This is a genomic window from Algoriella xinjiangensis, from assembly GCF_900115015.1.
In the GTDB taxonomy this organism is placed as follows: Bacteria; Bacteroidota; Bacteroidia; order Flavobacteriales; family Weeksellaceae; genus Empedobacter; species Empedobacter xinjiangensis.
Genome location: NZ_FOUZ01000008.1, coordinates 151,481 through 165,938, shown reverse-complemented (window position 1 = coordinate 165,938; position 14,458 = coordinate 151,481). Strand labels below are relative to the sequence as shown.

At 27.2% G+C, this 14,458-nt stretch carries 10 protein-coding genes; 9 read left to right on the top strand and 1 reads right to left on the bottom strand.

The features are described from left to right. Positions 1-14: 14 nt before the first annotated feature. On the bottom strand, positions 15-1,433 hold the full coding sequence (gene rlmD, locus BM072_RS09340) for a 23S rRNA (uracil(1939)-C(5))-methyltransferase RlmD (RefSeq protein WP_092908395.1): 1,419 nt from the start codon (positions 1,431-1,433) through the stop codon (positions 15-17). Positions 1,434-1,575: 142 nt separating this feature from the next. Between rlmD and BM072_RS09335 the strand changes: the two genes are divergently transcribed. The 9 genes from BM072_RS09335 to BM072_RS09295 all read left to right on the top strand — a co-directional run bounded on the left by BM072_RS09335 (position 1,576) and on the right by BM072_RS09295 (position 14,443). Continuing rightward, positions 1,576-3,039: a hypothetical protein gene (locus tag BM072_RS09335; RefSeq protein WP_092908394.1), complete on the top strand. Its 1,464-nt coding sequence runs from the start codon at positions 1,576-1,578 to the stop codon at positions 3,037-3,039. Positions 3,040-3,443: 404 nt separating this feature from the next. Next, complete coding sequence (locus BM072_RS09330) at positions 3,444-4,964, top strand: hypothetical protein (protein WP_092908393.1); 1,521 nt, start codon at positions 3,444-3,446, stop codon at positions 4,962-4,964. Between the two features lie 10 nt (positions 4,965-4,974). Continuing rightward, positions 4,975-8,364, top strand: coding sequence for an acetate and sugar kinases/Hsc70/actin family protein (locus BM072_RS09325; RefSeq protein WP_092908392.1), 3,390 nt, complete (start codon positions 4,975-4,977; stop codon positions 8,362-8,364). 4 nt (positions 8,365-8,368) lie between these two features. Beyond that, positions 8,369-9,094 carry a hypothetical protein gene (locus tag BM072_RS09320; protein ID WP_125112868.1) on the top strand — a complete coding sequence of 242 codons (726 nt, stop codon included), beginning with the start codon at positions 8,369-8,371 and terminating at the stop codon, positions 9,092-9,094. Then, positions 9,087-10,658 (top strand): hypothetical protein, encoded by a 1,572-nt coding sequence (locus tag BM072_RS09315; RefSeq protein ID WP_092908390.1) that lies wholly within the window; start codon positions 9,087-9,089, stop codon positions 10,656-10,658. Before BM072_RS09320 ends, BM072_RS09315 begins: the two co-directional genes overlap by 8 nt. Before the next feature lie 2 nt (positions 10,659-10,660). Continuing rightward, on the top strand, positions 10,661-11,383 hold the full coding sequence (locus BM072_RS09310) for a hypothetical protein (protein ID WP_092908389.1): 723 nt from the start codon (positions 10,661-10,663) through the stop codon (positions 11,381-11,383). Further along, complete coding sequence (locus BM072_RS09305; protein ID WP_092908388.1) at positions 11,373-11,915, top strand: thermonuclease family protein; 543 nt, start codon at positions 11,373-11,375, stop codon at positions 11,913-11,915. The genes BM072_RS09310 and BM072_RS09305 overlap by 11 nt, the downstream gene beginning before the upstream one ends. A 334-nt stretch (positions 11,916-12,249) precedes the next feature. After that, positions 12,250-13,158: a sulfate adenylyltransferase subunit CysD gene (gene cysD, locus BM072_RS09300; protein WP_092908387.1), complete on the top strand. Its 909-nt coding sequence runs from the start codon at positions 12,250-12,252 to the stop codon at positions 13,156-13,158. A 49-nt stretch (positions 13,159-13,207) separates the two neighbouring features. Further along, a complete protein-coding gene (locus BM072_RS09295) occupies positions 13,208-14,443 on the top strand; it encodes a sulfate adenylyltransferase subunit 1 (RefSeq protein ID WP_092908386.1) in 1,236 nt (411 codons plus the stop codon). Positions 14,444-14,458: the final 15 nt, after the last annotated feature.

The following is a 14,458-nucleotide window of genomic DNA, read 5'->3' as shown; positions in this document are numbered from 1 at the left end:
TGATTGATTGAATTTTAAATTCGCTCTAAAAGTACAATATTTTCTACATGATGTGTTTGTGGAAACATGTCAACTGGCTGAACTTTAACAATTTTATATTGTTCTTTCATCAATTCTAAATCGCGTGCTTGCGTTGCAGAGTTACAAGAAACGTAAACAATGCGTTGCGGATTCATGAATAATATATTTTCAACAACTTTTTTATGCATTCCATCACGAGGAGGATCAGTAATTAAAACATCTGGAACACCGTGTTCTTCGATAAATTCTTGGTTTAATACATCTTTCATATCACCACAATAGAAATCACAATTTGTAATTCCGTTTTGTTCTGCGGCAGCTTTAGCAGCGGCAATAGCTTCTGGAACAGATTCTACACCAACTACTTTTTTTGCATTTTTAGAAACAAATTGCGCAATAGTTCCTGTACCTGTATATAAATCGTAAACCAATTCTTCGCCAGTTAATCCAGCAAAATCACGTGTTAATTTATATAATTCGTAGGCTTGTTCTGGATTTGTTTGATAGAAAGATTTTGGACCAATTTTGAAATCTAAATCTTCCATTTTCTCCATAATATGATCTTTTCCAGCAAACGTTTCGATGTCTAAATCGTAAACAGAATCGTTTTGTTTTGGATTGATTGCATATAATAAAGAAGTAATCTCTGGAAATTTATCGTTTAAGTTTTGTAAAAATGCTTCGCGATTTTCTTTTTCTTCACGGAAAAATTGAACTAAAACCATTACTTCACCATTTTGAGAAGTTCTGATCATTAATGTTCTTAATAATCCTTCTTGATTTTTTAAATCGAAGAAATCTAAATTATGTTCTAAAGCAAAACGTTTTGCTTCTACACGAATCGCATTTGACGGATCGCGCTGTAAATGACATTCTGTAACATCTAATACTTTTGACCAAGCGCCCGGAATATGGAAACCAACAACATCGCGGTCATCAAATTCTTTACCCGATTGTATTTCTTCTAAAGTTAACCAACGCGCATTAGAAAAAGTAAATTCTAATTTGTTACGGTACATATATTGTTTCTCAGATCCTAAAATTGGAATAATTTCGGTATCTAATTCTTTAAATCCTCCAATACGAATTAAGTTATTTACAACTTCATCGTGTTTAAATTGTAGTTGAGCATCATAGCTCATATCTTGCCATTTACAACCTCCACAAACACCAAAGTGCTCACATTTAGGCTCTACACGAAATTGAGATTTCTTATGAAACTCGATTGCTTGACCTTCTAAATAACTACTTTTCTTTTTTAAGACGTGTACATCAACAACATCTCCAGGAATAGCACCTTTAATTAAAACTGTCTTTCCTTCCTCTGTTCTACCAACCGAAACACCTTTTGCTCCAGCACGTAAAACTTCTATGTTATTTAATATAATTTTTTGTTTCACTTTTCTTGACATTTTGCAAAGGTAAAGTTTTAAATAATAATTGAAAATAGAGAAGCTTAGTTTTGTGAATTTGTTTTTTTCTGGATTACGGGAAACCGTAATATAAAAATTTTACTTATGAATACTTTTATCAAATAATAGTAAATATGTATTAATGTTATTAAAGATAAAAATTGCTTTTTGTTTATTAAGTGTCTCTATTTTGTTTTCTTGTGGAGATAGTCTGAAAAAAGAAATTAATGTAGCAATCAGAAAAGATAAAGTTTTAGATAATTCAGAGTGTAAAAAAATTAAGGATTATATCTCTAATAATCCAAAAAAATATTCGGAACTATTTGAAGGAAAGGACTTAAATGAGTCAAAATATTATGATTTTATTTCAAATTATATAAAATCTGAGATAAGAGATGGTGATGGTGTTAAGATTGAATGTAGTAGTCAGATAATTAATCCTCACGTTAATATTTACATAGAAAATTCTGGAAGTATGGATGGTTATGTAAATGGAAATACTCAATATAAAGCAAGTTTATCTGATTTATTAGTACAGCTAAGAGGAGTATATGATCCTAATAAAATAGATCCTTTTTTTATTAATAGTGCAATTTATAAATCAGAAATAAAAGATGTTAAAAATTTTATTTCGGAATTGAATCCTAAGAATAAAAATTATAAAATTGGAAATACGTCTACTTCAGAATTAAACGAAACGTTAAAATTAATTTTATCTAAAACGGATGATAAAAGTATTTCACTCTTTTTTTCGGACTTTATTTACTCTTTAGATAAAAATCAAAATACAATTTCTGGATTAGGAATTGGAAAATCATTAACAAAAGATGCTTTTTTACAACGATTAAACAAGACAGATTTTTCAACTTTAATTTTAAAATTTGAATCAGATTTTGATGGGTTTTATTATTCATCTCATAATAAACCTTCTTATTATAAAGGACAGCGTCCATTTTATATTTGGATTTTAGGAAACCCTAAGTTAATAAATGATTTTATCAGTAAAATTAAAATTAATGAATTACAAGGTTTCCAAAATAGCTATTTTATATCAAATACTTCAGAAAATAATATACAATATTCAATTATTCAATCAAATAATGATATTGGAACTTATAAGATATCTAGAGAGAAAGGTGAAAGTTTGCAATTGGATAATGTAAAGAGTGATAATGGGAAATTTAAATTTACTGTAGCTGTTGATTATAATAAATTGCCAGATGCAAATTTTGGATTAGATGCAAATAATTATAAAGTTATTGGTGATTTTAAGATACTCGATATAAAAGTAATTAATCAAACTATTTTAAATGATAATTTTAAACCAACAGTGGTTAAAAAAATCAAGGAATCTACGGCAACACATTTAATTACTTTAGAAAGTACAAAACCAAATTTTGATAAAGAATTATCATTACAATTAACTAATCAAATTCCGAAATGGGTATTTGCTACAAATACTAATTCTGATGATAATGTTGCGACAATACAAGGTAAAACGTTTGGATTTAAATATTTAATTGAAGGAGTTAATGAAGCATACTCTCTAAAAAATAATAATCAAAACAATCAACTTATTAATTTAAAATTCACACTAAACAGATAATTTATATGTTAAATGAACTTTTTGCGTCATTATATGAGACGCTTTTTTATACAAATGATTTTTCGGGCGATTTATTCAACGAAAATCTCTATACTATTATAGGTTTAGTTATGGTCGTAACTAGTTTGCTAATACCTGTTTTATATTATAAAATTATAGATACAGTAAAGTTTTCTAAGATTTCTATATGGTTAGTTTTTTTATCACTATCTGTTATTTTTAATTTTTTATTTTGCTATATGTACAGCTATAATTATTTATCAGCTTTAGGATTAGATTATAGCTCGGGCGAGTATTTATCATTTTCTTTTATTAATGCATTTTACTCATTATTAGTAGGATTTCTATTCTCATTAATTCTTAAAAATTTTAGTACTAATTGTAAAAAAGTACCCTTTTAAATTATGGCAAAATTATATGTTTTTGGAATAGGAGGTACCGGAGCTCGTACAATAAAATCGCTAACAATGTTATTAGCAGCAGGTGTAGAATCTAATTATGAAATAATACCTATACTAATTGATCCAGACAAATCTGCAGCGGATGTAAATAGAACAAAAAAAATATTGAATGATTATAAAATTATTCAAGAAAAATCTAACCAAAGTAAAAAATCTTTATTTTTTAAAAATAAAATAGGAACATTAGGCAATGTTGTAAATACAAAGCATGGTAATACGATGGATAATGATAATTTTGTTATGAATATTCCTGGTATAGAAGGTGGTCGTTTTAAGGATTTTATAGATTATTCTAATTTAGATCCAACCAATCAAGTGTTGACTGATTTACTTTTTTCGAAAGATAATTTGGATTTAGATTTAGAAGTAGGTTTTAAAGGAAATCCTAATATAGGAAGTGTTGTTTTAAATGGTTTTACAAATTCTCAGTTTTATCAATATTTTGCAGATGTTTTTGAGCCAGATGATAGGATATTTATTATAAGTTCTATTTTTGGAGGAACAGGTTCTGCAGGTTTTCCATTATTATTAAAAAATTTAAGAACAGGAATGATTGGTGGAAAACATTACAATCATATCAAAAATGCAGTTATTGGAGCCATCACCGTTCAACCTTATTTTAAATTAGAAACAGATTCTTCTTCCGTAATAGATAGTCACGGATTTAATGCCAAAGCCAAGGCTGCATTGCATTATTACCATAATAATATAACAGGAAACAAATCTATAAATGCATTATATTATATAGGCGATAATGGCGATAATTTATATAAAAATAAAGAAGGAGGTACAGAACAAAAAAATGACGCACATTTTATTGAGTTAGCTTCGGCTTTATCTATTATAGATTTTGCACATAATCAAAATTTACAAACAACAGATGGGATAGCAGTAGAGCCTTCTTATTTAGAATTTGGAATTAAAAATAACTTATCAACTATATCATTTAAAGATTTAAGTGATAAAACAAATTTTTTAATAAAAGAATCTTTAACACGATTTTTTTATTTTAATATCTTCTGTAAAGATAAATTAAGAGATAATTTAGATAAACCATTTGCAAGTGATGGCGCTCATAAAATCGATCAAAATTTCTTAAATCAACCTTATTATTATACACTTTCAGATTTCTTTAAATCATTCAGAATTTGGTTAGGAGAATTACAACGTAATAACATCTCATTTTCTCCTTTTTTAGTAGAATTTAAAACAGATTCTTCTGGAATTAATGTAGAAGATATAAAAGACATTAATTCTACTAATATTTTTGCGCTTGTAAATGGAGTAGAGGAAAAGAAAACAAGCTTATTGAAAATGTTTTCAGATAAAAATTATGATTTCTTTATTAATGAGTTAAACAAAGCCCACAAAAAAAGTAATGATTCTTATACATCTATTGAAAGTAGATTAATAGAGCTTTTTTCTGAAGGAACGGAACAAATTTTAAAACAAAAATTATTTTAAATCGATTATTATGTCAAAAGTTTTTAGATTATTTCAAGATGCTAATTTAGAACATTGGTCAGAACGATCAGGTGCATATAATCAGCAAGATATAGAGAAAATACCAACTCCAGATGGAGATGAAACAACCAAAGAACCAACATCAATTCCTAGTCCGTTTGCTCGCATAGATTTGATAAGAACTGCATTTAGAAATGTTGTCAATAAAAAACAATTAAATAAAAATTCTGTTTATACAAAAATGGTATCAGATACACTTGATTTAATTGAAATGACATTTAATAAATCTAGTGTTAATCAGATAAGTTTTCATTATTGGGATAAGGAAAGAGATTTAGAAAATTTATTGTCTTCTTCCAATCCAAAACATCAATTATATGGGAAAACCTTAAAATTATATTTAGACCAAGATAAAGAGGTTTTTAATTTTGATTTATTTAAAGGTTTTTATTTAATAAAATATAATCATCAAGTAATTGGAGGAACTTCTCCGTTAACATTATTTTTTACAACGGCAAATAATTTAAGTTCTATTGATTTAAATTTTCATGGTTCTGATAAATTATTCGATTCAGAATATTGTCCGTTATATAACAGAGACGAGGAATTTCAAAAATATATTTATAGACTGTTTTATTCAAATTCTAGTTTAAAATCTAAAATGAAAGATTTTTATGATTATATAGAACTTTCGTTAGAAGAACTTTCGAAAATTAATCATTCCTTATTTGAAGAAATTCATCAAATAAAAAGTGAAGGACAGCAAAATTTGATAGATCTTAATACTTATTATGATGATTTAGATACGGGCATTTCTGGGCAAAATATTGATGTTTTAGGTGTTCCTTTAAAAATAAGAAGAGTAAAACAATTAGCAAGTCAAATTCAAAAAGAAAGTGATTTTTTGATAGATTCAGAAAAGTTTAATTCTATTTATACAGATGAATTACTTCCTTTGGTTTTACAAAATAGTTACAATACAGGACTTAATTATACCAGTTTTTCTGCTAAATGGAATCAAAATTTTAAGGTACCATATTATGATTCGGAAAATGAATTTAATAAAAGAACTTTACCAAATACAGCAACACAATATCCATATATAACGGTTAGTGATTTTTTAGAACCTTATATTTTTAATTTTGAGTATCCTTTAAATCCAAAGTATTTCAACGGAAATATAACGCGTAATGTAAACAACAATATTTCTGATTTTGCTTTACCATTAACAAGAAAGTTTTTTGATTTCTTTTCTATAGACGATTTGTTAAATAAAAAAGTTGGTGGATTACCAATGTTAGAAATGAAATCATTTGTAGATTCTATAGATGTTATATTGCGTATACCAATAAAATCTCAAAATAGATTTATTACATTTAATAGAAGGTATGTAAATAAAGGACCTTTAACTGCAGATCAACCAGATTTAATTAACAATCAGGGATTTATAGAAAGAGTAAATTTTTCTTTAGGAATTTTTCCTTTTGTTAAAACGAATAAAAGATTTGATGCACATTACCGTATCGGTATATATGATTTTGGAGATATAGATGTTAAAGCTCAATTTATTGATGATAAGAATGAAACAGTAAAAAAAGTTGCAACAAAATTAAGAAGTAACAAACAATCAGATTTTATTCAATCAGAGTATTCTGTTGTCGAAAATGAGTTTGATTATATAGATGTTTCATTATTAAATAGACACAATGTAATTGTTCCGAAATGGACTATTCCTTCAAACAATTCGGAGGTATTTTCTTTTGCAATTGATTTTGGTACTACAAATACTCATATCGAATATAGAAAAGGAGAAGATGAGCCACAGGCTTTTGATATTACAAAAGATGATATTCAGTTAGAAGGTACAATTTCATCAGATTATATAGAAAAAGGTGATGTTGATACCGAAACAATAATGATGGTTCGTTTGATGAGGTTAGAGTTATTACCAGGATTAATCAATGCAGAAACTGAATTTAAATTTCCGACAAGAACGGTTATTTCTTATGCAGAAACATTAAACAAATCAGTAGCTAATTATGCTCTAGCTGATTATTCTATTCCATTTCAGTATGAAAAACTTCCTATTCAGAAACCAAGTATTGTAAAGTCGAATTTAAAATGGGCAAATATAAATTCTGATGATATACAAGTAGTAAAAGTGTTTTTAGAAGAACTTGTTTTTTTAATAAAAAATAAAATTTTATTAAATAATGGTGATATCAATAAAACACAAATAAAATGGTCGTACCCAATTAGTATGAATAATGCTAGATTATCAAAATTTGAAGGTTTAATTGAGGGTTTAATTGAGGAATATTTAAAGCCAAATGATCTACCCAAAAGAATTACAGAATCTATAGCTCCTTTTCAATATTTAATTAAGAAAGAAGGAATTTCGTCGTTAGATAAACCTGTTGCATCAATAGATATTGGTGGAGGAACAACAGATATAGTTATTTATAATAATGATGTTCCGCAAATAATTACGTCTTTTAGATATGGTGCCAATGCAATTTTTGGTGACGGTTACAATAAACCATCATCTTCTAATGGTTTTATAAAAACAAGATCAAAAATAGATAATATTTTAGAAGAAAATAATGAACTTGATTTACAAGCTATATTAAAAGGATTATCATCTAATAAAAGTGAGGATATATCTACTTTTTTATTTTCGTTAGAAACGAATAAAAATTTAAACGATAAAAATGTTCCACTATCATATTCGGCTATTTTATCAGATAGTGGAGATTTAAAAACTGTATTTTTATTTTATTATTCTTCAATAATATATCATTTAGCAAAGTTAATGATAGTAAATAATTTAGAAGCTCCTAAGTATGTTACTTTTAGTGGAAATGGATCAAAATTATTGTCAATTATAGATAATTCTAGACAATCAAGAATTATAAATGAATTTACAAAATTAATTTTTGAGAAAGTATATGCTCAAAATTTAGCTCCAATTACAATAAAGCAATATAAAAATCCGAAAGAAATAACATGTAAAGGAATGCTTTATTCTACTACAGAACTTGATGTTCTAAAGCTAAAATATACATTATTAGGAGATAAAAATAATTCTAAAAACATAAAATATACCGAAATAGAAACGGTTAAAGCAGATGTTTTAGAAGAAACTACAGATTTTATTAATTTATTTTTTGACTTAAATAAAGAGTTCAGTTTTAAAGATAATTTTGAAATTAACATAGATAAATTGAATAATTATAGAGAATATGCTTTAGGCGAATTAAAAGGCGAATTACTTCTCGGTATTCAAAATAAATTAGATGAGTTAGAAGGCGAATTGGATACAGAAATATCAGAACCTTTATTTTTCTATCCATTAGTAGGTATTTTAAATTCGTTGGCTTCTCATATTTCTAAAAATTAATTGTATGAAATTATTTTTAACGCAACAAATAGATTCTATAAAAGTAGACGCATCAAATTGGCCTCTATATGTCATAATTGGTTTATCAATTTTACTATGTATATCATTATTTTTCATAATAATATTGATTAGTAGGAATAAAAAAATGGAAAGTGAGAAAAAAAATGAAAAAAGGAATAATCTTCCTTCTCGTCAAGCAATAGATCCAGAGGGAAGAAAAGAATTAGAGATTAAAGAATTAAAAAATAAAATTAAGGATTTAGAAGAAAGTAATAAGCATTTAACTAAGATTATTGAAGATAAAAAAGAGATAGATAAAGAAATAGTTGAAGCAAAAGAAATCATTGAAGATGAGATTGCTCCAACTATAATACTGCTAGATGTAGAATCATCAACAGATTTACCAAAAGAAAAAGAAATTTTTTATGTAAATAAAGTAAGTAAAGAAGGTAGATTTTATTTGTCATCATTAACCCAAAGCTGTTCAGAAAATTCATTATATAAAATAACTCTTATAGATGATAATAATGCAACTTTTGAATTTATCAATCAAACAAAATCAATTAAATATTCTTTAGATATTCCTCATGATATTTTATTTCCTGTATGCGAACAAATAGAAGCTTTTAATCAAGAAGCTAAAGCAATTATTACACAAACAGTAGGTAAATTAATAAAAGAAAATGATTATTGGAAAGTAATAGAAAAAGCAAAAATAAAATATGATTAGTATAAGTGTAATTTTAGAATTTTTAGCATTGTTTGCTATCATATTTTACCAAACCAAATTTGCTAAACAAACCAAACAGGCAATTAAGAATTTAACTATAATAATTCCGGATGGAAGTAATTTTGAAATTCAAAATTTGAAAATTCCATTTACTCATCTAAATGAAAAAGATCCGAAAGCAATTTTAAAACAAGTTGAAGATTACAATGATATTTATGAAAATGAATTGTATGATACCGAAGATTCTAATATTGTAAGTGTTAATTTGATTTCACCTACTAAAAAATTTAATTCACATTTTGATAAAATACAAGAAGCACTTAATGTTTATTTATTAAGAAATAGAGGAGCAATAGCCGATTTTAATTTAATAAAAGATGTCGTAGAACGTAATGTAGATGCCGAAGACGATTATATTACACAAACAATTAATGCACCTTTATATTTGGGTTTAATGGGAACAATGGTTGGAATTATTTTCGGGCTAGGTAATCTTTTTTTTATACAAATAAAAGGAGGAGATATTTTTGAGTCTGGTATTTCAAGTTTCTTAATTAGTGTTTGTATAGCGATGATTGCAAGTTGCTATGGTCTTGGACTTACGGTGTATAATTCTACAGTTTCTTTTAAAGATGCACGTAAAAAAGTAGAAGATAATAAGAATGATTTTTACACTTTTACTCAGACCGAATTAATGCCATTAATTAATCAAAGTGTATCGTCAAGTGTATTTAAATTAGGAGATGTAGTTTCAAAATTTAATCTCGATTTCACTCAAAATTTACACAAATTAGATGCTTTGTTTTCTAAAAATTATGACGCATTAATCGCTCAATCTTCAATTTTAGATACGTTAGAATCTATTGATATTGCAGAGTTTGCAAAAGCAAATGTAAAAATATTAAAAGAATTAAAATCAACTGTCCCAGAACTAGAACATTTTAACTCCTATATAACATCTGCAACATCTATGTTAGGTGCATCAAAAGATGTAAGTAAAGATTTGAGATTGCTACTAGATAGAGTTAATAATTTTTCTGATGTCGCTTTAAAAGTAGATCAACGATTAGAGGAAACTCAACGAATAGTTAAATTTATTGATTCTCATTTTACAATTTTAAATGATAATACAGAAATTTTTAAACAAGGCGTAAAAAGAGCTGATGATGTAATGCAACGCTCAATGGAACAATTGAAAGAGCATACTCAAAATCAAATAACATCTATGCAAACGATGACAATTAAAGAGGCAGGTTTGTTAGAACGTTCTTTTGAAGAAAATAGATCTTATCTGTCAAACTTAAAATATTTAGAAGATTTGAACGAATCGACAAAAAAGATTGAGGAAAATTTTGAAAAAGTTGAAGCAATTAAAAAACAATTAGATCAAGTAAATATTGTATTAGAAAAAACGAGTAGTTCTGTAGAAAGAACAAATAATTCTGTAGAGAAAACTAATTCGTCAATACAAATTACAAATAAATCACTGTCTAGTATTCCTTCTACAATAAAGGTAGATATTATGTCAGAAATATTTAAAAATCCATTTAAAAAGAAAAAATAAGAATGTCTAAGAAAAAAGATACAGGAATATTTTGGATTGGTTATTCGGATTTAATGACAAGTTTATTTTTTATAGTTCTAGTATTATTCGTAATTACTTACATTTCTCAACAAAGACAAGTTGAAAATTTGCAAAAAAAACTAGCTGTTTATAATATGGTCGAAGAAAATATAAAACCATTAAAAAAGAACAATGATTTGTTTAAATATGAGAAAGAATACAAAAGATTTGTACTAAGTTTTGATGTAAAATATGGAGTTTCTAAAGTCGAAATAAAAGAAGGAGATTTATTGAATTATGAAACAACATCAGAAAAAATTCTTGATGCTGGTCTAGAGTTAAAGAAAATTGTAGATCAGCTAGAAAAGGATAAAAAAAATAATAAAACACTTTCAAATGTTTCTTACATCGTTATAATTTCTGGTTATGCTTCAAAATTCTTAAAACCAAATTTAAAAGAAGATTATCAATTAAGTTATTTAAGAGCGTTTAACTTATGGAAATTTTGGATAGACAAAGGAATTAATTTTGAAGATAAAAAATACAATGGCTTGATTGATTTACAAATTTCAGGAAACGGATGGGGAGGAGTTGGTCGTCATTTTTATGAAATTGAAAATAGAAATAATGAGAACCAAGTAAATAAATTTTATAAAACAGAATTTAAAAATCAACGTTTTATAATTCAAATTGTACCTAAAATAAGTAATACAGATGAAGAATAGTTTTTATATCATTTTAATTGTTCTTTTAACAGCAGCTTGCTCTAAATCAGGTAAAAAAAGAAGTTTAGAAAATGAACTAGCCAGTAATACCAAAATTATAAATTCTTATAACAATTCAGAAAATGAATTATACACGGTTTATAAAGTTATAGATGGCGATACTTTTTATTGTACTGACCAATATAATGTAGAGTATAAAATAAGATTAATTGGACTTGATACACCAGAAACAAGAAATAGAGGAAAGAAGAAAAAAGGCTATTATGGCGAAGAGGCAAAAGAGTATCTCACAAATTTAATTCTACATAAAAATGTAAAACTAGAGTTTGATCTTGATAAATATGACCAATACAATAGGGTTTTGGCTTATGTTTATTTACCAGATAATAATTTTGTAAATGCAATGTTAATCGAAAATGGATATGCAAGAATTATGACAATACAACCAAATTCAAAGTACTCGGACTTGTTTTATAAATTACAACAAGAAGCAAGAGCTGCCAAAAAAGGAATTTGGGAAATAGAATTATAGTTTATTAAGCACTTAAAATTATATTTTCACATCCATTACTCTACTAACTTAATAGATTAATGTTTTTGCAAAAACCAATTAAACCGAAAAATTATCTAATAAAATAGATTAAAACTGATTTATTCTTTAAAATTATCTATGTATTTTTTATTTATAGAAAATTAATATATTTTTGAACAAATTAAAACAATGAAAATTAATGTATTATATATGGCAATGTATATGTGTTACTCTATAAAAGAGGAGAATATTCTTGTGCCGTGTTAATACATTTCATAAAATAGCAAACTCCTCAAATTTTTGAGGAGTTTTTTGTTGAAATAAAATTAAAAAAATGTCATATAAAGAGAAAAATTATTTAGCTCAATTAGAAGATGAAGCAATTTATATTCTTAGAGAAACTGCCGCACAGTTTGAGCGTCCAGCATTATTATTTTCGGGTGGAAAAGATTCAATTGTTTTAGTTCATTTAGCATTAAAAGCATTCAGACCAGGCAAATTTCCGTTTCCGTTGGTACATGTGGATACGGGACATAATTTTCCTGAGGCAATTAAATTCAGAGATTATTTAGCAAATAAAATCGGAGAAAATTTAATTGTAGCTTCTGTAGAAGATGCCATTAAAAAGTATAATCTAAAAGAAACAAATGGTCGTTTTCCTTCTCGTAATGCCTTACAAACGTATGCTTTGTTAGATGTTATTGAGGAATATCAGTTTGATGCTTGTATTGGTGGAGCACGTCGCGATGAGGAAAAAGCAAGAGCCAAAGAACGTATTTTTTCGGTTCGTGATGATTTTGGACAATGGGATCCTAAACTTCAGCGTCCAGAATTGTGGAATATTTTAAACGGTAAAATAGAAAAAGGGCACAATGTTAGAGTTTTTCCGATTAGTAATTGGACCGAATTGGATGTTTGGAATTATATCAAAGCAAATGAGATAGAATTGCCAAATTTATATTTTTCTCATCAGCGAGAATGTATCGTTTATAATGATAAACTAATTGCAACTTCGGCATTTATACAACCAAATGAAACGGATGAGGTTGTTGTAGAAAAAGTACGTTACCGCACAGTTGGCGATATGACGTGTACGGCCGCAGTACCATCAGATGCAGCAACTATTGATGATATAATTACAGATATTATTAACACCCGAATTAGCGAAAGAGGACAAACACGTTTAGACGATCAATTATCTGAAGCTGCAATGGAAGATAGAAAAAAGCAAGGTTATTTTTAATCCATTTTTTTAGTTTAAAACTATATAAACTCTATAGAATATTAGTAAAATGAATACACTCAAATTTATAACAGCAGGAAATGTAGACGATGGTAAAAGTACCTTAATTGGACGTTTGCTATACGATTCTAACAGCGTACATACAGATCAATTAGGTGTTTTAGAAAAAAAGAAATCTCATCAAAATGATACAATCGATTTGGCTTTGATTACGGACGGTTTACGCGCCGAAAGAGAACAAGGCATAACAATAGATGTGGCTTATAAATATTTTTCGACAGACAAACGCAAATTTATTATTGCAGATGCGCCTGGACATGAGCAATACACGCGAAATATGATTACGGGAGCTTCTAATTCAGAATTGATAATTATTTTGGTTGATGCACGTAATGGTATCACAACTCAAACAAAACGTCATGCAAGTATTGGCTCGTTAATGGGAATTAAAAAAGCAATTATTGCGATTAATAAAATTGATTTACTTGATTATTCGGAAGATATATTTAACAAAATAAAAGCTGATTTTGAAGCGATAAAAGACCAATTAAATTATGATGAAATTGTTTACATACCAGTTAGCGCTTTGATTGGAGATAATATTGTCGATAAATCTATAAATACACCTTGGTACAAAGGCGAAACATTATTAAGTGTTTTAGAAAATATTACAATCAATCCTGAGCAAACATTACCAGTTCGTTTTCAAGTACAATTTGTTATTCGTCCACAAGAAGAAAAATACCACGATTATCGCGGATATGCAGGGCAATTACAAAGTGGAGAGCTAAAAGTAGGCGACGAAATAATTGTATATCCATCCGAAATATCGTCAAAAATAAAAAAGATAGAAAGACATCAAAAAGAAGTAGAAACTGCAAAAGCAGGCGAAAATATTGTGTTGCATTTGTCCGATGATATTGATATAAGCAGAGGAAATACGATTGTAAAAGTTGCCGAAATTCCTACAGTTTCTAATACTTTAAAATCATGGATTTGTTGGTTAGATAATTCAGCTTTGCAACAAGGAAAAACATATTTATTACAACATCGTTTTCGAGAAGTGAGAATTAAAATTGAAGCAATAGAGCAACTTTGGGATATAAATAATTGGACTTTTAATCCGTCCGACGAAATCAATTTAAATGATATCGGACAAGTTGTTTTAAAGACAAATCAACCACTTTTTTATGATTCATTTCAAACTAATTCGCAAACGGGTAATGCAATTTTGATTGATGAATCGACTAAAAATACGGTAGCAGCTTTAATGTTTTTGGACTAATCATAATACACAAAG